The sequence below is a fragment of the Streptomyces sp. NPDC017993 genome, assembly GCF_044328065.1.
GTDB lineage: Bacteria > Actinomycetota > Actinomycetes > Streptomycetales > Streptomycetaceae > Streptomyces.
Map to the genome: position 1 here is coordinate 109,654 of NZ_JBIRGO010000010.1, position 21,786 is coordinate 131,439.

The 21,786-nt window shown below is 70.8% G+C and carries 21 protein-coding genes and 1 pseudogene; 1 reads left to right on the plus strand and 21 read right to left on the minus strand.

Features of this window, described 5'->3' with window-relative positions; translation table 11 throughout:
• Positions 1–71: 71 nt before the first annotated feature.
• The 17 genes and pseudogenes from ACH4FH_RS19965 to ACH4FH_RS20045 form a co-directional block, all read right to left on the minus strand.
• On the minus strand, positions 72–611 hold the full coding sequence (locus ACH4FH_RS19965) for a TetR/AcrR family transcriptional regulator (RefSeq protein ID WP_398557366.1): 540 nt from the start codon (positions 609–611) through the stop codon (positions 72–74).
• Positions 612–715: 104 nt separating this feature from the next.
• Positions 716–1,552 carry an RNA polymerase sigma factor WhiG gene (whiG, locus tag ACH4FH_RS19970; RefSeq protein ID WP_398557201.1) on the minus strand — a complete coding sequence of 279 codons (837 nt, stop codon included), beginning with the start codon at positions 1,550–1,552 and terminating at the stop codon, positions 716–718.
• A 361-nt stretch (positions 1,553–1,913) separates the two neighbouring features.
• The gene (gene dprA, locus ACH4FH_RS19975; protein ID WP_398557202.1) at positions 1,914–3,218 is read right to left on the minus strand and encodes a DNA-processing protein DprA; all 1,305 of its coding nucleotides are present in this window, start codon (positions 3,216–3,218) and stop codon (positions 1,914–1,916) included.
• A 100-nt stretch (positions 3,219–3,318) separates the two neighbouring features.
• Positions 3,319–4,929, minus strand: coding sequence for a YifB family Mg chelatase-like AAA ATPase (locus ACH4FH_RS19980; RefSeq protein WP_398557203.1), 1,611 nt, complete (start codon positions 4,927–4,929; stop codon positions 3,319–3,321).
• Positions 4,929–5,285 (minus strand): annotated as a pseudogene (locus ACH4FH_RS19985) (YraN family protein); the annotation flags it as partial. The gene ACH4FH_RS19980 and the pseudogene ACH4FH_RS19985, both read right to left, overlap by 1 nt.
• 808 nt (positions 5,286–6,093) lie before the next feature.
• Positions 6,094–6,402 carry a DUF2469 domain-containing protein gene (locus ACH4FH_RS19990; RefSeq protein WP_003980220.1) on the minus strand — a complete coding sequence of 103 codons (309 nt, stop codon included), beginning with the start codon at positions 6,400–6,402 and terminating at the stop codon, positions 6,094–6,096.
• Positions 6,403–6,440: 38 nt separating this feature from the next.
• Complete coding sequence (locus ACH4FH_RS19995) at positions 6,441–6,917, minus strand: NUDIX hydrolase (protein ID WP_398557367.1); 477 nt, start codon at positions 6,915–6,917, stop codon at positions 6,441–6,443.
• Between the two features lie 88 nt (positions 6,918–7,005).
• A complete protein-coding gene (lepB, locus tag ACH4FH_RS20000; RefSeq protein WP_398557204.1) occupies positions 7,006–7,734 on the minus strand; it encodes a signal peptidase I in 729 nt (242 codons plus the stop codon).
• 54 nt (positions 7,735–7,788) lie between these two features.
• The gene (lepB, locus tag ACH4FH_RS20005) at positions 7,789–8,562 is read right to left on the minus strand and encodes a signal peptidase I (protein WP_398557205.1); all 774 of its coding nucleotides are present in this window, start codon (positions 8,560–8,562) and stop codon (positions 7,789–7,791) included.
• A gap of 94 nt (positions 8,563–8,656) precedes the next feature.
• A complete protein-coding gene (gene lepB, locus ACH4FH_RS20010; RefSeq protein ID WP_398557206.1) occupies positions 8,657–9,715 on the minus strand; it encodes a signal peptidase I in 1,059 nt (352 codons plus the stop codon).
• Positions 9,708–10,472: a signal peptidase I gene (lepB, locus tag ACH4FH_RS20015; RefSeq protein ID WP_398557207.1), complete on the minus strand. Its 765-nt coding sequence runs from the start codon at positions 10,470–10,472 to the stop codon at positions 9,708–9,710. The genes lepB (ACH4FH_RS20010) and lepB (ACH4FH_RS20015) overlap by 8 nt, the downstream gene beginning before the upstream one ends.
• Positions 10,473–10,568: 96 nt before the next feature.
• Positions 10,569–10,916 carry a 50S ribosomal protein L19 gene (gene rplS, locus ACH4FH_RS20020; protein ID WP_393895657.1) on the minus strand — a complete coding sequence of 116 codons (348 nt, stop codon included), beginning with the start codon at positions 10,914–10,916 and terminating at the stop codon, positions 10,569–10,571.
• A gap of 132 nt (positions 10,917–11,048) precedes the next feature.
• The gene (gene trmD / locus ACH4FH_RS20025) at positions 11,049–11,858 is read right to left on the minus strand and encodes a tRNA (guanosine(37)-N1)-methyltransferase TrmD (RefSeq protein ID WP_398557208.1); all 810 of its coding nucleotides are present in this window, start codon (positions 11,856–11,858) and stop codon (positions 11,049–11,051) included.
• Entirely contained in the window at positions 11,858–12,403 is a 546-nt protein-coding gene (gene rimM, locus ACH4FH_RS20030) for a ribosome maturation factor RimM (RefSeq protein WP_398557209.1), read from the minus strand. Before rimM ends, trmD begins: the two co-directional genes overlap by 1 nt.
• Positions 12,404–12,487: 84 nt before the next feature.
• Positions 12,488–12,727 carry an RNA-binding protein gene (locus ACH4FH_RS20035; RefSeq protein WP_003980229.1) on the minus strand — a complete coding sequence of 80 codons (240 nt, stop codon included), beginning with the start codon at positions 12,725–12,727 and terminating at the stop codon, positions 12,488–12,490.
• A 2-nt stretch (positions 12,728–12,729) separates the two neighbouring features.
• Positions 12,730–13,173: a 30S ribosomal protein S16 gene (rpsP, locus tag ACH4FH_RS20040; protein ID WP_398557210.1), complete on the minus strand. Its 444-nt coding sequence runs from the start codon at positions 13,171–13,173 to the stop codon at positions 12,730–12,732.
• Positions 13,174–13,329: 156 nt separating this feature from the next.
• Entirely contained in the window at positions 13,330–13,920 is a 591-nt protein-coding gene (locus tag ACH4FH_RS20045; protein WP_393895661.1) for a hypothetical protein, read from the minus strand.
• A 570-nt stretch (positions 13,921–14,490) separates the two neighbouring features.
• Between ACH4FH_RS20045 and ACH4FH_RS20050 the strand changes: the two genes are divergently transcribed.
• Positions 14,491–15,345, plus strand: a complete 855-nt coding sequence (locus ACH4FH_RS20050) for a methyltransferase domain-containing protein (protein ID WP_398557211.1) — start codon at positions 14,491–14,493, stop codon at positions 15,343–15,345.
• A 97-nt stretch (positions 15,346–15,442) separates the two neighbouring features.
• On the opposite strand, the gene ffh is transcribed toward ACH4FH_RS20050, so the two are convergent.
• The 4 genes from ffh to ACH4FH_RS20070 form a co-directional block, all read right to left on the minus strand.
• A complete protein-coding gene (ffh, locus tag ACH4FH_RS20055; RefSeq protein WP_398557212.1) occupies positions 15,443–16,993 on the minus strand; it encodes a signal recognition particle protein in 1,551 nt (516 codons plus the stop codon).
• A 127-nt stretch (positions 16,994–17,120) separates the two neighbouring features.
• Positions 17,121–19,634: a [protein-PII] uridylyltransferase gene (locus ACH4FH_RS20060; RefSeq protein ID WP_398557213.1), complete on the minus strand. Its 2,514-nt coding sequence runs from the start codon at positions 19,632–19,634 to the stop codon at positions 17,121–17,123.
• A 263-nt stretch (positions 19,635–19,897) separates the two neighbouring features.
• Entirely contained in the window at positions 19,898–20,236 is a 339-nt protein-coding gene (locus tag ACH4FH_RS20065; RefSeq protein WP_393895665.1) for a P-II family nitrogen regulator, read from the minus strand.
• The gene (locus tag ACH4FH_RS20070) at positions 20,233–21,573 is read right to left on the minus strand and encodes an ammonium transporter (RefSeq protein ID WP_398557214.1); all 1,341 of its coding nucleotides are present in this window, start codon (positions 21,571–21,573) and stop codon (positions 20,233–20,235) included. The genes ACH4FH_RS20065 and ACH4FH_RS20070 overlap by 4 nt, the downstream gene beginning before the upstream one ends.
• Positions 21,574–21,786 lie beyond the last annotated feature (213 nt).

Below are 21,786 nucleotides of genomic sequence, written 5' to 3' on the forward strand. Positions count from 1 at the left end.
CGGGCCAACGAGTGTGGAGGCGGGCGGGAGGCGGGGTGGGTGGGGGCGGGGGAGGCCCCCCAAGGCTGCGGTCAGCCTCGGACGCCGCGGAGGACCATGGCCACCGCCGCCTCCGTGATCTGGTCGGGGTCTTCCGCCGCGCCGAGTTCGATGCGGCGTACTGCGGCGTCGACGATGCCTTGGAGCAGCATCGCCGCGAGGCGGGGTTGCTCGTGGCCGAGGTCGGCCAGGGCTTCGACGATCATCGTGATGAGTCCGCCGTGGGCGGCGCGGATTTTCTCGCGTGCGCCCGCGTCCAGTTCGCCGGCCGAGATGGCGACGACGGCTCGGTGTCGTCGGTCGCCGACCAGCGCGAGCTGGCGGCGCACGTACGCCTCGATCTTCGCCTCGGCCGTGTCCGCGCGCGCCATTGCCGCCTCGACCTCGGCGGCCCATACGGGGAAGTCGACGGCGCACAGTTCTTCGACGACCGCCGCACGCGAGCGGAAGTACTCGTACACGGAAGAGCGCGCGAGTCCCGTGCGCTCGGCGAGGGCGGGGAAGGTCAGCGCTTCCGTTCCGCCTTCGGACAGCAGGGTGCGGGCGGCGTCCAGAAGGGCGCCGCGCTGCATCGTCCGGTGCTCGGCCACAGAGGCCGCTCGAATCCTTGGCACGCCACCACTCTACGGACGGCGGGCCCGTCGTGGCACTCCGCGTCGTGTCTCCGTGCCGAGGATCAGCGTCCGACGTCGGCGAGTTTCGCTCTGAGCTGCAGTACGGACTTGGTGTGGATCTGGCTGACCCGGCTCTCCGTGACGCCGAGTACGTTGCCGATCTCGGCGAGGGTGAGGCCCTCGTAGTAGTAGAGGGTGACCACGGTTTTCTCGCGCTCGGGGAGGGTGTTGATGGCCCGCGCCAGCAGACGCCGCAGCTCTCGGTCCTCGGCGATCTCGACGGGGTTGTCGGCGGCCGTGTCCTCCAGTGTGTCCATCAGGCTGAGCCGTTCACCGCCCTCGCCGCCGGCGTGGAGGAGTTCTTCGAGCGCGACGACGTTCGCCAGGGAGAGCTGGCTGAACACGCCGTGGAGATCCTCCAGGGCGATGCCCATCTCGTGGGCGACTTCCGCCTCCGATGGGGTGCGGCGCAGCTGCGCTTCGAGGGTGGCGTAGGCGCGTTCGACGGCGCGGGCCTTTTGTCGTACGGAGCGCGGGATCCAGTCCAGGGCGCGCAGTTCGTCGATCATCGCGCCGCGGATGCGGGTGATGGCGTAGGTCTCGAATTTGATGGAGCGTTCGGGTTCGAACTTTTCGATGGCGTCGATCAGGCCGAAGACTCCGGAGGAGACGAAGTCGGCCTGTTCGACGTTGGGTGGTAGTCCGACGCTGACCCGGCCTGCGACGTATTTGACCAGGGGTGAGTAGTGCAGGATCAGCTGCTCCCGCAGTCGTCCGTCGCCCGACGCCTTGTAGGAGCGCCACAACTCGTCGAGCGCAGTGGGCGCGGTGGGGCGCACGCTGCCGCGCGCGGCGGGTGGTACTGCCGCGCGGTCAGACCCGGAGGTGTGCTGGGGCATTCGTCGCCTTGAGCCGTTCTGCCGAGACGGTGGTGGGTGGGTGCGTGAAGGGGAGATTGCCTGTGAGCGTAGCGTGACCGATGTGTTGCGGTGCGCGAGGATCGGGGGTTCGGGCGTGCGCAGATACGTTCCGCTAGCCGCACCTCGTCGTCACCTCGTACAGCGTGGCGACAGCCGGCCGAGAGGTCGGACGCGTGTTCCCGGGGGGTGCGCGGCGGGATGCGGTGACGTGGCCGACGGGGCCCCGTCGGCCGGTTGCGTCCACGTCGCTATGCCCCCACGGATCGACTCCGCATGCCGAAGCGAGGCAAACCTGGATTCTGCGGTCATTCCCCTCACCCTTTCACCCGTTCGCCCCAGGTCAAGTACCGCCTCGCCGGGAACCTTCGGCGTGCTCGGCGCGTCGCGCCAACTCCCAGCGGTCACCGCACCTTTGAACGAATCCGAGGGACTGCAGCTCGAAGAGCTTGCCCTGCGTGAGGTCGCGTGGGGTGCCTGATTCGCGTGCCAGGTGGGCGGTGTCCGTTCCGCCGCGCGCTGGCAGGGCTTCCAGTACGCGGGCCGCGACGGGGTCCAGCAGGTCGCGGGTGAGGGTCGGTCCCCGGCGTTCGGGGGCGAGGTCGCCGATGCTGCCGACGAGTTCGACGACATCGTCGGCGTCGGTGACCACCGCTGCTTCGCCACGGAGGAGTTGATGGACTCCGGCGGACAGCGAGCTGGTCACGGGGCCGGGAATGCCCATGGTGTAGCGGCCCATTGCCATGGCGCGTCGGGCGGTGACGAGGGAGCCGCTGCGGAGTTCGGCTTCGACGACGACGGTTCCTCTGGTGAGTGCGGCGATGACGCGGTTGCGTTGGACGAAGCGGCTGCGGGTGGGGTGGTCTCCGGGCGGTAACTCGGCCAGCAGGATTCCTTGTTCGGCGATCCGTCCGATCAATTCGGTGTGTCCTCGCGGGTAGGCGTAGTCGACGCCGGAGGCGAGTACGGCGATGGTGGGGCCGTTCGCGGCCATGGCTCCGCGGTGGGCTGCTCCGTCGACGCCGTATGCGGCGCCGGAGACGACCGTCCAGCCGCGGTCGGCCAGGCCCGCGGCCAGGGTGGCGGCGAGATGGGCGCCGTACTCGGTGCAGGCTCGTGCGCCGACGATGGAGACCGAGCGCAAGGCCCAGAGTCGGAGGTTGGCACGTCCGCGTACCCACAGGCCGATGGGGCGGCTGTCGCCCAGGTCGTCGAGTTGTCCGGGCCATTCGTCGTCGCCCGGGCAGAGGAAGCGGCCACCTAGTGCGGTGACGGCGGCGAGGTCCGCGGCGGGGTCTGTGCGTTCGGCGCGGAGCCTGAGGCCGGCGAGCTTGTCCCGGCCTGCGTCTTTGGGCGGGTCGGCGTCGGGGGAGGACAGTGCCTGCCACAGGGCCACAGGACCCATTTCGCGCAGCCAGCGACCGGCGGTCTCGTCACCTGGTTCGAGGATGCGGGTGAGTGCCGCACGGGCTGTGCGCTGCGGCGTGTCGGGCTGGTGGCGCACCGGCTCCTGGGCGTCTGGCGGACGGGGAGCACGTTCCGGTGCGGTTCGATGCGTCGCGCCTCCGCTCTCGCTGCCGCTCGGGCGGCGTGGGGTGCTGTCGTCGGCTTCCTCCGTGGCGAAGCCCCATGTGTCGGTCCCGCTCATCTCTCCCCCGTCGTGCGGCCGTTGCGGCTGCGTGTATTCCCTGTTCGTGTGACCGCTCAGGCAGTGGGCTTGAGCGGCCGCTGCGGCCCGCAAGGTGCGCTCATGGTCCGGCGGTCGCCGTCACCGCTCCTCGTCGTACGCCGGTGCGGAGTTCCAGTGCCCAGTTGACGTCTTCGGTCGTCGGGCGGTCGCGGCCTGCGAGGTCGGCCGCGGTCCAGGCGACGCGGAGGACGCGGTCGAGGCCACGTGCTGTCAGCAGGCCACATTCGAGGTCGCGTTCCACTTGCGCGAGTGCGCCGGGCTGGACCTGCCAGCGGGTTCTCAGTTCGTGGCCGGGCACTTCGCTGTTGGTGCGCCACGGGGTGTCGGCGAAGCGCGCCGCTGAGCGTTCGCGGGCGGCGCGTACGCGTTCGGCGACTGTCGCGGAGGATTCGGCGCCACGGCCGAGGGCGATGAGTTCGGAGCGTGCGACGGGTTCCACGGCGATGCGTAGGTCGACGCGGTCCATCAGGGGTCCGGACAGACGGGCGCGGTAGCGGCGGATCGAGGACGGCCTGCATTCGCAGCCGCCGCCGATGGTGCCGTGTCGTCCACAGGGGCAGGGGTTGGCCGCGAGGGTGAGGAGGAAGCGTGCGGGCATGCGCATCATGCCCGCGGCGCGGGCCACGACGACGTGTCCGGATTCCAGAGGCTGGCGCAGGGCGTCCAGGACGCGTGCGTTGCATTCGGCTGCTTCGTCGACGAAGAGGACGCCGTGGTGGGCGAGCGATACGGCGCCGGGGCGGGGCAGTCCGCTGCCGCCGCCCACGAGGGCGGCCATGGTCGCGGAGTGGTGCGGGGCGCAGTAGGGCGGGCGGTCGACGAGCGGTTGCCCTGGTGGAAGGGTGCCGGCTACCGAGTGGACGGCGGTGACCTCCAGGGATTCCTTGGGTGACAGGGGTGGCAGCAGCCCGGGTAGGCGTTCGGCGAGCATGGTTTTGCCGGCTCCGGGTGGGCCTTTGAAGAAGATGTGGTGGCGTCCCGCGGCGGCCACCTCCAGGGCGCGGCGGGCGGTGTGCTGGCCCGCGACGTCCGACAGGTCGAGGGTGCGGTCACCGGGGGGCAGGCCGGCGCCGGCGCCGGTGCCGGGCACGATGAGCCCGGCGAGCAGGGGGTCGGGGCGTCCTTCGCCCGGGGCGTCGTCCTCCTCGGGCACCGGTTCGTCGGTGAGGACGGCGATGAGCTGACGCAGGCTGCGGACGCCGAGGACGGAGATGCCGGGGACGAGTGATGCCTCGGCGACGGTCCTTTCCGGTACGACGACCTGGCGGTATCCGGCGTCGGCCGCGGCCAGGACGGCGGGCAGCACGCCCCGAACGGGGCGGACCCGGCCGTCCAGGCCCAGTTCGCCGATCATCATCAGGTCGGTCAGTTCTCGTGGGTCGAGGCGCTCGGCGGCGCCGAGGACGGCGCATGCCACGGCGAGGTCGAAGCCGCTGCCGCCTTTCGGGACGGATGCCGGGCTGAGGCCGACGGTGAGCTTCTTCTGCGGCCATTCGGCTCCGGAGTTCACCACCGCGGCGCGTACCCGGTCCTTGGACTCGACGAGGCTCTTGTCGGGGAGTCCGACGAGGGTGAAGGCGGCGACGCCTGGTTCGAGGTCGGCCTGGACCTCGACCACGACGCCTTCGACGCCGACGAGGGCGACGGAGCAGGTGCGGGCGAAGCCCATCACGCCACCCCCCGTGCGTGGTCGACGACCGGGGCACCGCGGGCGGGCAGCAGCACGCCGACGACATCGATGCGCACTCCGCCGGGCGGCGGCCCGCCGTGCCGCTCCAGCCAGCGTTCGGCCAGGAGGCGCAGGCGCTGGGTCTTCTCGGGACGAACTGCTGCCATGGGGTGCTCGTACCAGCCGGCGCGGCGTGTCTTGACCTCGCAGATCACGAGGGCGTCGCCGTCGGCGGCCACGATGTCGATCTCGCCGTCGCGGCAGCGCCAGTTGCGCTCCAGGATGCGCATGCCGGCCTGGATGAGGCGTCGGACGGCGAGGTCTTCGCCGTAGCGTCCGAGGGCCCGCCGGGCGTCGGTCGGCTTGGTGGCCGGTGCGTGGGAGTCGGCTGTGTCGGTCTTGCCCGGTGGGGGCGCTACGCGTTTTTCGGCGTCGGGTCGGCGGGCCCCGGCGTTACGGCGGCGCCCGGGGGCGGATCCGGGCCCGTTCCTGGGGTCCTGTGCCGGGTCCGGGCGCGTCCTGCCGTGGCCTCGGCTTGGGGTCCTGGGCTGCGCCCCGCCCGGCTCCCCAGGTGGCGTTCGGCGCCCCGGCGGTGTGCACCCGAAGGGCGCCGCTCCGCCGCCACCGCCGCCCGGCGTTCCGCCTTCGCCGGGCACTCCCCGGCCTGATGGCCCGCCGCGCCCGAACCCTTCCCCGTGTCGGCCGGACTCGCTCTCGCTCCGAGTCCCTGTGCTGTCGTACGCGCTCGGGGCCCCGTCCGGGCCGGGCATGCCTCCCGCGGCCTGTGCTCCGTACCTGGCCTGCCGGCCTGCCTCCATGGCGTTCATGCGGCACCACCTCCGGCACCGACAGTGACGCCTGCACGCCAAGCTGTTGGATCTTGGTGGATAACCCTTCAGCTGTGGATAACCCGGTCACCCACAGTGGTGATCAGCGGCGCACACGTAGCCGGCTGGGCCGTGCAGCCAACTCTGGTTTACGAGACTCAGCCGACCCTTGGGCTCAGACCAGCCGCAGGCACGCCCACCCGAGGCACAACCCGCGGCCCGCCCCTCAGCGCCCACAGCCGGCCATCCGCAGCCACCCAGCACGCCCGGCCGGCCAGAAAGGCCCACGCCCCTGAGCAACCCATGCCTCGGCGGCCCCGAGTCCCGAGGGAGCCCCTCAGCTCCCCGGCAGATCGAGGTCGCTCTTGTTGAGCTCCTCGATATTCACATCCTTGAACGTCAGGACGCGCACCTGCTTGACGAAGCGCGCCGGGCGATACATGTCCCAGACCCAGGCGTCGGCCATCGAGACCTCGAAGAACACCTCACCCTGCACCGAGTGCACCTGCATCTCGTAATCGTTGGTGAGGTAGAAACGTCGCTCGGTCTCGATCACGTACTTGAACAGCCCGACGACGTCGCGGTACTCCCGGTAGAGCTTCAGCTCCATCTCGGTCTCGTACTTCTCGAGGTCCTCGGCGCTCATGGCAGATCCCCTTCAGCCGTGCGTCCCCCTATTGTGCGTCAGACCCTCTCGGTCTCCAGGAGCACCGGCGCACTGGGGGGCCCTTCGTCGAGCAGCGTGCGCAGCAGCTCGGCGAGTCTGGTCGGATACACCGTCTCATGCGACGCGGACAGTTCCTCGAAAGTCCACCACCTCAGTCCCGAGACGCTGCGTCGCTCCAGGTCCGTCTGCCCGCTGGTGTCGGTCGCAGTCCGGTCCGTCCGCCCCAGGTAATACCACTCGTCCTGCTCCCATTGACGTCCGTCGAAGGGGAAGGAGCAGCGGCGTTTCCACAGGACGGGGCCGAGGGCTGCCCGGGTGATGCCGGTCTCCTCGGCGAGTTCGCGGCGCGCCGCCTCTTCGCGGGTCTCGGTGCCTTCCACGCCGCCGCCGGGGGTGAACCACCAGGTCTCGGTGGGACGGGCCGGTTCGAAGCCGTGCAGGAGCAGGATCCGGTTGTCGGGATCGAGCAGCACGACGCGGGAGACCTGGCGCACCTCGGTCGGCCGGTCGGCGGCCGTCTCGCCTCGGTCAGCCGCCTCGTCACGCTCGGCTGCCTCGTCGCGACGGGCCGCCTCGTCGCGGTCAGGCACGGGCGCTGCCCTTGCGCCGGGTGAGGGGCCCGTGGGCGGCGCCGCCGAGGATGAGGACGGTGCCGGCGATGACGGCGTAGGTGATGGGCCGCAGCGGGCCGGGCTGTGAGGTGCCGCCGGGCAGCTCGGAGAAGGCCGCCGGGCGGTCCATCATGCCGACGCTGCCGATCGGCCAGGCACGGGCGTCCACACGGGCGCTCACGGCGCTGCGCGGCACTGAGCCGTGGTCACCGTCCGTGAGGTGGACGCGGGAGTCGAGGGAGTCGCTGCGGTGGTCGCCGAGCAGGAAGAGCTGGCCGGTGGGGACCTTTGCCTTGAAGCCGGTGGGTGAGGCGGGCCCGTCGCTCTGCAGATACGGTTCCTCGACCGGAATGCCGTTGACGGTCAGACGGCCTTCCTTGGTGCAGCAGGAGACCTTGTCGCCCCCGACGCCGACGACGCGCTTGACCATCGGCAGGTCGCCCCACACCGAGTCCTTGAAGACGACGACGTCGCCGCGGCGTATCTCGGAGCCCTCGACCCGTTCGGCCAGGACCCGGGCCCCGGCCGCGATCGTCGGTGCCATCGAGTCGGTCGGAACCGTATACGGGCGGTAGATCAGTGCCCCCCATACGAAGCCGCCCAGGAACAGCGCACAGCCGACGGCCACGGCCAGACCGGACAGCACACTGCCCTTGGTCCGGCCGCGGCCGTCGGTCCTGCGTTCCGTACTGCTGCTCATCCCAGCGCTCCCACCCCGCGGGACCGGCCCGCGTCGAAGATCTGGGACGGCACCCTACCTGGGGGTACGTTCCGCGGTCAGCCTCCTGCGGCGCCACAGCACGATCGGCACCGCTCCGGCGAGCCCCAGCGCGGCCGGCGCCGCCGCCATCGCCTTGTTGATCCCCGGCTGGTCGAAGGTGTCCGGCACCGGCAGCGTCGACCAGCGGTTGATGGGCCAGGCGATGGTGAAGGCGCGGCCGACGACCTCGTCCACCGAGACGGTGCCGTTGCCCGGGAGGTTCTGGTGGTAGCGGGAGTCGAGGGAGTCGTCGCGGTGATCGCCCATGACCCAGATCCGGTCCTTGGGGACGTGGATCGGGCCGAACTCCCGGTCGCCGCAGGGGGTGGCGCCCGGGAAGACGTAGGAGTCCTCCTTGAGGGCCTTGCCGTTGACCTTCACCGGGCCGGTGCCGTGACACTCGACGGTGTCCCCGCCGACCGCGATCACCCGCTTGATCAGGTCTTTCTCCTCGGCCGACGGCATCAGCCCGATGAAGCTGAGGACCTTTTGCACGGGGTTCGGCTCGGGGGTGGGTGCTTCGTTGAGCCAGCCGCCCGGGTCGTGGAAGACGACGACCTCGCCGCGCTCCGGCTTCGAGCCGAACCACGGTGTCAGTTTGTCGACGAGGACCCGGTCGCCGCGTTGCAGGGTGTCCTGCATGGAGTCGGACGGAATGGAGAACGCCTGCACCAGGAACGTCTTGATCAGCAGCGCGAGGATCAGCGCGATACCGATGAGAATCGGTAGCTCTTTCCAGAAGGCGCGCGGCTTTTTCCCCGTCGTCATGCTGCCGCTCTCCTCCTCGGCCGCCGACCGGTCCGTCCTTGCTGACTGCTGCGCCTGCGACTGATGCACGGAACTCGTCGCCGCCTGCGGAATTTCACCGTGCCCTGCCGGCTCCTCGGGCTCTTCGGTTCCGGACCGCGCGCCGACCGCCAAGTCCCCCACATCTGCTCCTTACTCCACGCTCTCGCCCGCCCGTCAACCGGTGCAGGCCCACCACTCCCATAACGAGCGGGAGTTCCGCAGGGGTCGGGAGTACGGCCAAAGTCTCGGAGGACACCCTATGTGGCGCACCGACTCCGGACGCCCTGGCGCCCGGCGAGTCGTGCACGGTTGAGAAGGTGTCGGGTTCTTCGAGTTGCCGCCAGTGACTGAACGGCCAGGCGATCACCACGGCGCGGCCGACGACATTTTCCTCCGAGACCGTGCCACGGTACGGCTCGTCGAGGTGGAAGCGCGAATCCGCGGAGTCGGAACGGTGGTCACCCATCACGAAGATCCGCCCGGTGGGAACGTTCACGGTGAATTTCAGCGTGGACGGCGGATTTCCGGGGTGGACGTACGGTTCGGTGAGCGGGGTTCCGTTGACCGTCACGCGGTTCTGCTTGTCGCAGCATTTGACGGTGTCGCCGCCCACTCCGACGACGCGTTTGATGAGGTCCTGTTCATCGGCGGACGGCAGCAGCCCGATGAAGGTCATGAATTCCTTGAACTGCTTCACGCCCGGTCCGTCTTCAGCGGTTTGCGCCTGCTCGCCCTTGAGCCAGCCTCCCGGGTCCTTGAAGACGACGACCTCGCCGCGCTCCGGCTTCGAGCCGAACCACGGCGTGAGTTTGTCGACGAGAACCCGGTCGCCGATTTTGATCGTCTGCTCCATGGAGCCCGACGGAATCACGAACGCCTGCACAAGGAAGGTCTTCAGCACCAGCGCGATGGCCAGCGCCACCCCGATGAGGATGGGGATTTCCTTGATGTAGGAGCGTTGCCTGCGGCGCTTGATGCGCTTCGCCTGCCGTCGTCGCTCGGCCCGCCCGCCGGTCGCCTGGCGGCCTCCACGGCCGTCTGCGGGCTCCACGGCCTCTGCGGGCTCTCCTTTGCCGTGGCGGGTTCCTGTGCTGTTCTGCTGCCCGTGACGGGGCCGCCCCCGATTACCCATGGGGGCCTGCCGGGGCCGGTATGTCGTCGAAGGCCCGCGGCCGGTCGAGGGTGGTCCAGCGGCCGACCGGCCAGGTGATCCAGTCCGCCCGGCCGATCACCTTGTCGACGGGGACGGTGCCCCCGCCCGCCTCACCGAGGTGGTCGCGGGAGTCGCGGGATCTGGCGCGGTGGTCGCCCATCACCCACAGCTTCCCCTCCGGCACCTCGATGTCGAACTCCACCGAGGAGGGTGCGTTCCCCGGGTAGAGATAGCCCTCGGCCACGGGCTCACCGTTCACTTCGATCCGCCCCCGTTTGTCGCAGCAGGTCACACGGTCGCCGCCGACCCCGATCACGCGCTTGACGTAGTCGGTCTCAGCGGGCCGGGCCAGGCCCAGCGCCGCGCCGGCACCGCGCAGCAGCGCCGTGACGGGATTCTCCCCCGGCTCCCTGTGAACGAAAGACCCCGTGCCGTCGAACACCACCACATCGCCCCGCCGCGGGTCACCGCCGAATCCGTACGCCAGCTTGTTGACCAGCACCCGGTCGCCGATCCGCAGGGTGTTCTCCATGGAGGAGCTGGGGATCAGGAACGGCTGCGCGACGAAGGCGCTGAGCAGCAGGAGGAAGGCCGCGCAGAGGACGAGGAGGGTGGCCGGCCGCTGCCGGAGCCGGGCGGGGCCGGCGAGAAAACGCGCGGAGCGCGACCTCTGCTCCGGCCCCTTGTCGGGGGCGGGAGAGCGGTCGCGCTCCGAGAGCTGTGCGTCGTTGTCCATCGGGCCCTGAGCCTATCCGGCCGGGTCCGGACCTCGGACGTGAGCTTGGCTTTGCGTTGCTCCGGCGCAAAAAATCGCGGTCCGGAGCGGCACGACTCAGTTGTCGCGCTTCTCCTTGATCTTCGCGGCCTTGCCGCGGAGCTCACGGAGGAAGTACAGCTTGGCGCGACGGACGTCACCGCGGGTCACGACCTCGATCTTCTCGACGATCGGGGTGTGCACCGGGAAGGTGCGCTCCACGCCGACGGAGAAGCTGACCTTGCGGACCGTGAAGGTCTCGCGCACGCCGGCGCCCTGACGGCGGATGACAACGCCCTTGAACTGCTGCACACGGGAGCGGTTGCCCTCGATGACGCGGACGTGGACGTTGACGGTGTCACCCGGGCGGAAGGCCGGGACGTCGGTGCGCAGCGACGCGGAGTCGACGGAGTCGAGAAGGTTCATGACCTACTGCTTTCTTCGCTGATGCCACAGGTCATCAACGGGATATCGGGATGATGTTTCGGATGCCGTTCCGTCGGGCGGGCGTCGTTCCCCCTGTGGCAGGGGCGCGCGCCGGACGCACACAGCAGCGGCCTATTCTTCCACGCCGTCACTCGTACGCCCAAATCGGCCGTCGTCACGGGCGGACCAGCCGAGGGCGGCGAGGATCGCGCGGTCATGCTTGTCGAACGCGGTGGGGTCGGCGCGCTCGATCAGATCGGGGCGGTTGAGGTCGGTGCGGCGGAAGGCCTCGTCGCGTCGCCAGCGGGCGATCTTGCCGTGGTGCCCGCTGACCAGCACGTCGGGGATGCCGCGGCCGCGCCACTCCGGGGGCTTGGTGTAGACGGGGCCCTCCAGGAGGTCGGCCATCGCTCCGGGGGCGAAGGAGTCGTCCTGGTGGGAGGCGGCGTTGCCGAGGACGCCGGGCAGCAGTCGGGCGATCGCCTCGACCATGACCAGGACCGGGGCCTCGCCGCCGGCCAGGACGTAGTCGCCGATGGAGACCTCGCGGACGTCGAGGCGGGAGCCGTACTCCTCGACGACGCGGCGGTCGATGCCTTCGTAGCGGGCCGGGGTGAACACCAGCCAGGGCTTGGCGGAGAGTTCCACGGCGAGCTGCTGGGTGAAGGGCTCCCCGCTGGGGGTGGGCACGACGATCACCGGTTCGCCGTCTCCGGAGGCGAGCACCTCGTCGAGCGCCTCGCCCCAGGGCTCGGGCTTCATGACCATGCCGGGGCCGCCGCCGTAGGGGGTGTCGTCGACGGTGTTGTGCTTGTCGTGCGCCCAGTTCCGCAGGTCGTGGATGCGCACGTCGAGCTGTCCGCGGGCGCGGGCCTTGCCGACGAGGGAGACGTTCAGCGGTTCGAGGTATTCAGGGAAGATCGTGACGACGTCGAGCCGCATCAGGTGTCCTCGCGGCCGGCGGCGACCTCGGCCTGGCTGTCGTCGAGGAGGCCGGGCGGCGGGTCGATGACGGCGCGCTGCTCCTCCAGGTCGATCTCCGGCACGATCTCGCTGACGAACGGGACCATGACGTCGCTGCCGTCGGGCCGCTTGACGATCAGCAGGTCCTGGTACGGCAGGTGGGAGACCTCGGAGATGCGGCCGACGACGGCGCCGTCGCGGGTGACGACGTCGAGGTCGATCAGCTGGTGGTCGTAGAACTCCTCGGGGTCCTCGGGGACCTCCTCGGGGTCGACCTCCGCGATCAGCAGGGTGTTGCGCAGCGCTTCGGCGGCCGTGCGGTCCTGGACGCCTTCGAAGCGCAGCAGCAGCCGGCCGCTGTGGACCCGGCCGGTCGCGATGGTGAGCGGTCCCACGGAGGAGGGTTCCGTGGCGAGGACGGCTCCGGGCCCGAGCCGCAGCTCCGGCTCGTCGGTGCGCACCTCTACGGTGACCTCGCCCTTGATGCCGTGGGCGCGGCCGATCCGCGCGACTACCAGCTGCACTGTGGCTTTCCTTTTCTCATGCGGCGACGACAACGGGCCGGGGTGGGCCGTAGCCCTCCCCGGCCCGTGCCGGTGTATCGATGCTCAGCGGACCTGGTCCACGTCGACGAGGTCGACGCGGATGCCTCGGCCGCCGATGGCGCCCACGACGGTCCGCAGCGCGCGGGCGGTACGGCCGTTGCGGCCGATCACCTTGCCGAGGTCGTCGGGGTGGACCCGCACCTCGAGCACACGCCCGCGGCGCAGGGTGCGCGAGGCTACCTGCACGTCATCGGGGTTGTCGACGATGCCCTTGACGAGGTGCTCGAGGGCTTCCTCGAGCATGCTCAGGCCTCGGTCGACTCGGAGGTGGACTCGGCCTCAGCAGCCTCGTCCGCCTTCTTGTCAGCCTTCTTCGCCTTCGGGGTGATGGCCTCACCCTTGGGCTCGTCGCCGGAAGCCTTGGCAGCGGCCTCGAAGAGGGCGCGCTTGTCGGCCTTCGGCTCGGCGACCTTCATGGGCGCCGGGGCGGGCAGGCCCTTGAACTTCTGCCAGTCGCCGGTGACCTTGAGGATGGCCATGACGGGCTCGGTCGGCTGCGCGCCGACACCCAGCCAGTACTGGACACGCTCGGAGTCGACCTCGATGCGCGAGGGGTTCTGCACCGGGTGGTACAGGCCGATCTCCTCGATGGCCCGGCCGTCACGGCGGGTACGGGAGTCGGCGATGACGATGCGGTAGTGAGGCGCGCGGATCTTGCCCAGACGCTTCAGCTTGATCTTGACTGCCACGGAAGTGGTGTCTCCTGGTCTTGACGTGGTGGGGCACAACGGGATGCCACGTGGGGTTGCGGTACTCGGTATGCCCGATGGACGCGTCAGCCGGAGGAGAGAGGGGTCCTATGCGACTGTCGAGTACAGCTAGCCATTGTGCCACACGCCCCGGAGTCAGCCGACCGCGGCCACCTCGGGGATACGGAAGGGCTTGCCGCAGCCGCCGCACACGATCGGCGCCTGGGCGAGCACTGAGGGGACGACTCGGACATTGCGTCCGCAGTCGCAGACGGCCTTGACGCGGACGCCGCCTCCGGAGGAGCCGTGCCGGGCCGCGGGGCCGCGGAAACTGCGGGTGGTGTCGGTGGCCGTGGCGGCGGTGTGCGCCTTGAGGGCCCTGGCCAGTCGTTCGATGGTGGGGCGGTAGCGCCTCCTGGCCTCGGGGTTGAGCGTGACCAGGGAGAAGCCGCTGCTGGGATGCGGTTCGTCGACGTGGTCCAGGCCCAGCTCCTCGGCGATCGTCAGGAACCGGCGGTTGTGGTAGCGGCCTGCGCGGGAGGTGTCGCGGATGCCGCGGGCGGCGGCGATGCCGTGGACTGCCTCGTGGAGCAGCCGTTCGAAGGAGAGCTCCGCGCCACAGGCGGACGAGGACTCCCCGATCAGGGATTCGGGCGCGGCCAGATCCGGCAGCTCGGGGTGGTGCCGTTGAATATCGGCCCACGCGAGCGCCAGTTCGGCGGCGAGAACAGGCGGTGTCGTGCTCACGTCGTGACAACGAGCCGGACAGGCCCAGTGTTCCGATTCCGGGGCATCCCAAATAATTTGCACGTACCAGTCAGTTTCTGGTCATGGGTTATGCCGAGGGCCGGGTGCGCCGATCTGCGGAGAAGGCGCCCAGCGGCTACCAAGCCGGTACGTACCCCCGCGTACGCCGCACGGCGTAGTGCGGTCGTATCCCGGGACGGTGATCACGGCCGCGATGGTACGGGTGATCTCCCCTGCCCGCGCGGCCGGCCCGGGGGCGGGTTCGTGCGTGCGCCGTCGCGAAAGAGGGCCGTATGCCCCACCGTAGGGGTTCTCCACGCGGGGCTCGGCGGCGGGAGGCGCAGGTGACGCTCTTGCCATGGCGAAACTGGTCGGGCCGGGGCACCCTGGAACGGCGCTCCAGGGAGCGGGCCCGGCGCATACGGGGGCGCGCGGGAGACAACCCCGGCGCAACCCCTGGACGCCCGGACGGATGCGCAGTTGTCTGGAACTCGGGGGCGCACAACGCGCGAAAACGGGGGCGATCGGCACTGAACAGCTTCGGGTTCTCGGCGAATAGGGGCGCATTCGATGTCACCCACGCTCGTACGGCACCACCTTCCGAACTCCGGTCCCATGGGATCCGATGACCTTCCCGCACCGACCGGCACCAAGGCGCGCGCCCGTGACTGGGCCGAGATCCAAGAACGCATGCTGGTGCCGCTGTACGAAGCCGCTTACGACCGTTTGGGTGTCGGTTCCGGCACCCGGTTGCTGGGTCTGGGTTGCGGTTCCGGCCTGGCGTTGCTGCTCGCCGCGGGACGGGGGGCGCAGGTCAGCGGTGTCGACTCGGACGAGTGCCGGCTGGAGCTGGCCCGTGAGCGGCTCACGCCGGACGGTATGCCGGAGGTCACCCGGCTGGTCAGCGGTGGCCTGGAGGACGCGGCCGTGGGCGAGGCACCGTTCAATGTGGTGACGGCGTTCCACCCGGTGGGCTGCGTCAGCAGCGAGCAGGGGCTGACGGCTGCGCTGACGGCGTCGGCCGGGCTGGCGGAGCGCGGCAGCGCGATCGTGCTGGGCGGTTGGGGGCCGGTGGAGCGGTGTGCGACGGCCGGTGTGCTGCGGGTGGCGCAGCGGCTGGCCGATCCGTTGCGGACGGCGGGCGGCTGGCGGCCCAGTCGCCGGGACGACCTGGAGGATCTGGCGGAGCGTGCGGGGCTGCGGCCGGACGGTTCGGGCCGGGTGGCCTGCCCGTTCGGGTACGCGGATCTGGCGAGTGCGGTGCGTGGGCTGCTGTCGACGGGGTTGTTCGACGCGGCGCTGGAGGTGACCGAGCAGCGGCTGGTGGAGAAGGAGTTGGCGGAGGCGCTGCATCCGTATCAGCGGGCGGACCGGACGGTCTGGATGCCGAATGTGTTCCGGTATCTGATCGCGCGGACCCAGTAGCGGCTCCTCGCGGAGGGCGCAGCCGGCTGTCGTGCATGCGCGAAGCCCCCGGTCACCAGGAGGTGGCCGGGGGCTTCGCGGATGACAGGGGCCGGGGTCAGCCCATGAACTTCTTGAACTCCTCGGGGAGTTCGAAGTCCTGCGGTTCCTGGCTGCCCTGAGGCAGGCCCAGCGGGTTGCCGGACTGGGCGGCCTCGCGGCGGGCTGCCGCGGCCTCCTCGTCGGCCTTGCGCTTCATCGGGTTACCGCTCTTGCGCTTGCCCTTGGCCTGCTTGACCTGCTTCTTCTTCTTGGCGCCGCCGCCACCCATGCCGGGCATCCCGGGCATGCCCGGCATGCCGCCGCCCTGGGCCATCTTCGACATCATCTTGCGGGCGTCGAAGAACCGCTCGACGAGGTTCTTGACGGCGCTGACGTCGACGCCGGAGCCCTTGGCGATACGGGCGCGGCGGGAGCCGTTGATGATCGTCGGTTCGTGGCGCTCGGCCGGGGTCATCGACTTGATGATGGCGGCCGTGCGGTCGACCTCGCGCTCGTCGAGGTTGTTGATCTGGTCCTTCATCTGCCCCATGCCGGGCAGCATGCCGAGCAGCTTGGAGATGGAGCCCATCTTGCGGACCTGCTCCATCTGGGCCAGGAAGTCGTCGAGGGTGAACTCCTTGGGGCCCTTTTGGAGCTTGGCCGCCATCTTCTCGGCCTCGGCCTGGCTGAAGGTCTGCTCGGCCTTCTCGATGAGCGAGAGCATGTCGCCCATGCCGAGGATGCGGGACGCCATGCGGTCCGGGTGGAACGCGTCGAAGTCGTCCAGCTTCTCGCCGTTGGAGGCGAACATGATCTGCTTGCCGGTGACGTGCGCGATGGAGAGCGCGGCGCCACCGCGGGCGTCGCCGTCGAGCTTGGAGAGCACCACGCCGTCGAAGCCGACGCCGTCGCGGAACGCCTCGGCGGTGTTGACGGCGTCCTGGCCGATCATCGCGTCGACGACGAAGAGGACCTCGTCGGGGCTGACCGCGTCGCGGATGTCCGCGGCCTGCTGCATCAGCTCCTGGTCGATGCCCAGGCGGCCGGCGGTGTCGACGATGACGACGTCGTGCTGCTTGCCGTGGGCGAACTCGATGGAGTCCTTGGCGACCTTGACGGGGTCGCCGACGCCGTTGCCCGGCTCGGGCGCGTAGATCGCGACGCCGGCGCGCTCGGCGACGACGGAGAGCTGGTTGACGGCGTTGGGGCGCTGGAGGTCACAGGCGACGAGCAGTGGGGCGTGGCCCTGGCCCTTGAGCCAGCGTCCGAGCTTGCCGGCGAGGGTGGTCTTACCGGCGCCCTGGAGGCCGGCCAGCATGATGACGGTCGGCGGGGTCTTGGCGAAGCGCAGCCGGCGGGTCTCGCCGCCGAGGATGCCGACGAGCTCCTCGTTGACGATCTTGATGACCTGCTGGGCGGGGTTCAGCGCCTGGGAGACCTCGGTGCCGTTGGCGCGCTCCTTGACCTGCTTGATGAAGGCGCGGACGACGGGCAGTGCGACGTCGGCCTCAAGGAGGGCGATACGGATCTCGCGCGCCGTGGCGTCGATGTCCGCCTCGGAGAGGCGGCCCTTGCCCCGGAGGTTTTTGAAGGTACTCGCCAAGCGGTCGGAAAGCGTATCGAACACGGCGGTCGTCGATCCTCGGGGTCGGGGGCGGAGACAATCGCCTCCTAGGGTATCCGGCCCGGCAAGCGGGCCACCGCTGCCCGCCGGTCGTGGGGCCGGCGGGCGGGCGCGGGCGCGGTGGCGCGGGTCACTCCAGCGCGGTCTGTACGGCGCGGGCGACGGCTGTGGCCCGGTCCGTGGGCAGGGGGTCGCCCTTGGTGTCGGTGACGTAGAACGCGTCGACGGCGTTGGCGCCGAGGGTGCTGATGTGGGCGCTGCGGACGGTGACGCCGGCGTCCTCCAGGGCGCGGCCGATGCGGTGCAGCAGGCCGTGGGCGTCCTGGGCGCGGACCTCGATGACGGTGGCGGTGCGGGAGCTGCCGGGGGCGACGGTGACGCGGGGTGGCGGGGCGAGGACGGCGCGGGAGCGCCGGGCGTAGGCGCGTTCGCGTTCGGCCAGGCGGGCGGGGACGTCGAGGGAGCCGTCCAGCGCGCGGATCAGGTCCGCGCGCAGCAGTACGGCCTGGGGCAGTGAGCCGTATTCGGCGGCGACGCGCCAGTTGAGGAGGAGGACCGGGCCCTGGCCGATGGGGTCGAGGACGCGCAGGTCGGCGGCGCGGACGGTGAGGCGGTGCAGGGCCAGTACGCCGGCCGCGGCGGCGAGGACGCCGGGTTGGTCGGGGACTGCGATGAGGAGTTCGACGCCGACGGGCTCCTGGCCGTCCGCGGTCGGTTCGGTGTCCTCGGCGTCGGCCGGGGCTTCGCTGCGGGCGTGCAGGGCAAGGACGGGGCCGCCGGTGCGGCCGGCTTCTATGGCCAGGCGCTCTTCCTCGGCGGTCGGCTCGTCGGCGCCGCGGTTGTCCGGTACGTCTTCGCCGGCGAGTTGTGCGGCGACGCGTGTGACGAGGTCGGTGACGAGGCCGTCGCGCCAGGTGCTCCAGGCCGCGGGGCCGGTGGCGAGTGCGTCGGCCTCGGTCAGGGCGTGCAGCAGTTCGAGGGTGCCGGCGTTGCCGACGGCGTCGGCGACGGCGCCGACGGTCGCGGGGTCGTCCAGGTCGCGGCGGGTGGCGGTCTCGATGAGCAGCAGGTGGTGGCGGACGAGGGTGGCGATGACGGTGACGTCGCGGGTGTCGAAGCCGAGCCGGGTCGCCACGTCGCGGGCGATGGTCTCGCCTGCCACGGAGTGGTCGCCGGGCCAGCCCTTGCCGATGTCGTGGAGCAGCGCGGCGACGAGGAGCAGGTCGGGGCGGTGTACGCGGCGGGTGAGGGCGGCGGCTCGTACGGCGGTCTCGACGAGGTGGCGGTCAACGGTCCAGGTGTGCACGGCGTTGCGCTGGGGGCGGCAGCGGACGCGTTCCCAGTCGGGCAGCAGTTGCGTGATGAGGCCCTCCGCTTCGAGGGACTCCCATACGGGCACGGTGTGGGCGCCGGCGCCGAGGAGGGTCACCAGTTGTTCGCGGGCTTCGGCGGGCCACGGTACGGGCAGGGGCCGGGCGGCTGAGGCCAGCCGGCGTACCGCGTGCATCGACAGCGGCAGGCCGGCCTGGGCGGCGGCGGCCGCGGCGCGCAGGGCCAGGACGGGGTCCCGTTCGGGGCGCGCGGTGCGGGCCAGTACGGCTTCGCCGTCGTGTTCGACGACGCCTTCGGCGAGCGGCGAGCGTTCGCCCTTGCCGGCGGTGCGGCCCTGCAGGAGGCCGCGAATGAGGGGTTTGACGGACCGGGCGCGCAGGACCCGGCCGACCTCGCGCCAGGTGACGTCGCTGGCGTAGGAGATGGTGCGGGCGGATTCGTAGACCTCCCGCAGCAGGGTGTCGGCGTCGAGGAGGCCGAGGGCCGCGGCGACCTGGTCCTGTTCCTGGAGGGAGAGGCGGTCGGTGGCGCGGCCGGTCACCAGGTGGAGGGCGTCGCGGGTGTCGAGGAGCCGGGTGCGGGCGGCTTCCAGGCCGCCGCGTGGGGCGTCGGCGAGCCAGGAGGCGGCGACGGCCCGCAGGGCGGTGGCGTCGCGGAGTCCGCCGCGGGCTTCCTTGAGGTCGGGTTCGAGGAGGTATTGCAGTTCGCCCTGCCGGTCGGCGCGTTCCTGGCACAGCTCGTGGAGTTCGGGCAGCCGTTTGGGGGCGCTCTCTCGCCAGTCGGCGTAGGCGCTGGTGCGCAGGCCGGCGGTGAGTTCGGGGTCGCCGGCCAGGTGGCGGGCGTCGAGCAGGCCGAGTTGCACCTTGAGGTCGTCGCGGGCGGCCTTGCGGGCCTCGGAGGGGGTGCGGACGGAGTGGTCGAGGTGGAGGCCGAGGTCCCAGACGGGGTACCAGAGGCGGTCGGCGAGGGCGGCGACGGCGGCGGTGTCGGCGCGGCCGTCGTGCAGCAGGAGGAGATCGAGGTCGCTGCGGGGGGAGAGTTCGCCGCGGCCGTAGCCGCCGACGGCGACGAGGGCGGCACCGTGGACGCCGGAGGTGCGGACGGCGCCGTCGAGGAGGGCGACGAGCCAGTCGTCGGTGAGCCGGGCGAGGGCGGCGCGGCGGTCGGGTCCCGTGGGTGCGTCGTCCTGGAGGAGCTTGCGCCGGGCAGCGGGGTAGCCGCCGTCGGTGCCGGTGGTGGGGGCGGTCTCCGGGGCGGTGTGCGGGTCCGGCGCGGCGGCCGGTCCTGCCGTGTCCTCGACGCTGTCGGTCAACTCGGGCGCTCCTTGGTCGTGTTGTCCCCCGCTGCCGCCGGGCCCCGTTCTTCAGTCTGGGCCGCGGCGGGGCCTGCGGCCATTCGCCGCGCGGGCCGGTCCGCCCGGCTCCGCCCCACCGGGCGGTTGTCCGGGAGTGCCCCGGCTCCGGCTCCGGCGGCGGGTGCCGCGCGGAGGCCGGAGCCGGGGCCGCGTACCGGTTTCCCGGTGTCATGCCGGCTACGTCCCCGGGGTGGCCCGGGTGCGTAGGTCGTGCGGGTGTGTCAGAGCGCGTCGGGGCCGCGCTCGCCGGTCCGTACCCGTACCGCTTCGTCGACGGGGACGCTCCACACCTTGCCGTCGCCGATCTTGCCGGTGCGGGCCGCGTTCACCACGACCTCGACGACCTCTTCGGCGTCCGCGTCGTCGACGAGCACCTCGACGCGGACCTTGGGCACCAGGTCGACGGTGTACTCCGCGCCGCGGTACACCTCCGTGTGCCCGCGCTGCCGTCCGTATCCGCTGGCTTCGGTGACGGTCAGGCCGTGCACGCCGAATGCCTGCAGGGCGTCCTTCACCTCGTCGAGCCGGTGCGGCTTGATTACTGCCGTGATGAGCTTCACGCGTCCACCTTCTTTGTCAGGGCCTCGCCGAGTGCCGGGCCCTTCCGGGCCACCGTGCCACCGCCCGCGCCGGTGAAGTCGTACGCCGTTTCGGCGTGCGCGGCCTGGTCGACGCCGGCCATCTCCTCGTCCTCGCTGACCCGGAAGCCCATCACCAGGTCGATGACCTTGGCAAGGACGTACGAGACGACGAGGGAGTACAGCAGCACGCAGACCACACCGATCGTCTGCTTGCCGAGCTGTTCGAAACCGCCGCCGTAGAAGAGGCCCTTGGCCTCGCTCTGCACACCGCCGGTGGCGAACAGGCCGACCAGCAGGGAGCCCGCGACACCGCCCACGAGGTGGACGCCGATGACGTCGAGCGAGTCGTCGTAGCCGAGCTTGTACTTCAGGCCGACGGCCATGGCGCACAGCACACCGGCGATGACGCCGACCGCGATGGCGCCGAGGGGGCTGACGGCGCCACAGGCCGGGGTGATCGCGACGAGTCCGGCGACCGCGCCGGAGGCGGCACCCAGGGTGGTGAAGGAGCCGTGGCGCAGCTTTTCGTACGCGAGCCAGCCGAGCATCGCGGCGGCGGTGGCGACCTGCGTGTTGACGAAGGCGACCGCGCCGATGCCGTCGTCGTTGCCGAGCCAGGAGCCGGCGTTGAAGCCGAACCAGCCGAACCACAGCAGGCCGGCGCCGAGCATCACCAGGGGAAGGCTGTGCGGCCGCATCGGGTCCTTCTTGAAGCCGATGCGCTTGCCGACGACGAGGATCACGCCGAGCGCCGCGGCACCGGCGTTGATGTGCACGGCCGTGCCGCCCGCGAAGTCGATGACCCCCAGGTCGAAGAGCCAGCCGCCCTCGGCCCACACCCAGTGGGCGACGGGGAAGTAGACGATGGTGACCCACAGGGCGATGAACAGGGCCCAGGCGGTGAACTTCACCCGGTCGGCGAGCGCACCGCTGATCAGTGCGGGCGTGATGATCGCGAACATCAGCTGGAAGACCGCGAAGACATAGACCGGGATGGTGGTGGCGCCCCACAGCTCGGTCAGGCCGATTCCGCTGAGGCCGGCGTAGTTGCCGTTCCAGCCGATGAAGCCGCCGCTGTCGGTGCCGAAGGCCAGTCCGAAGCCGTAGAGGACCCAAAGAATGGTCACGATGCCCAAGCTGATGAAACTCATCATCAGCATGTTGAGCACGCTCTTGACCCGGACCATGCCGCCGTAGAAGAAGGCGAGACCCGGGGTCATGATCATCACCAGTGCGGAGCAGATCAACATGAACCCGGTGTTGGCCGGGCTCAGTGTGACCTTGTCTGCTGCGAGCGTCAGGATGCCTGGGGGCATCGGCGTCTCCTCGTCGTCGATGCGGCCCGTGCGGGCGAAACTTTGGTGGGCCGACTTTCGCCATGAGGTTGTCGCAGCGTGGTTTCGGCCAAACCTTGCCGGTGTTTCACCGCAGTGACGAAGACGGCCCCCGTGTTACGCCCCGATGAACGGCGAGATCATTGCGCCCCCACCCGTTCAACCCGCCGAAACCGGTCATCGACGACCCCGGAA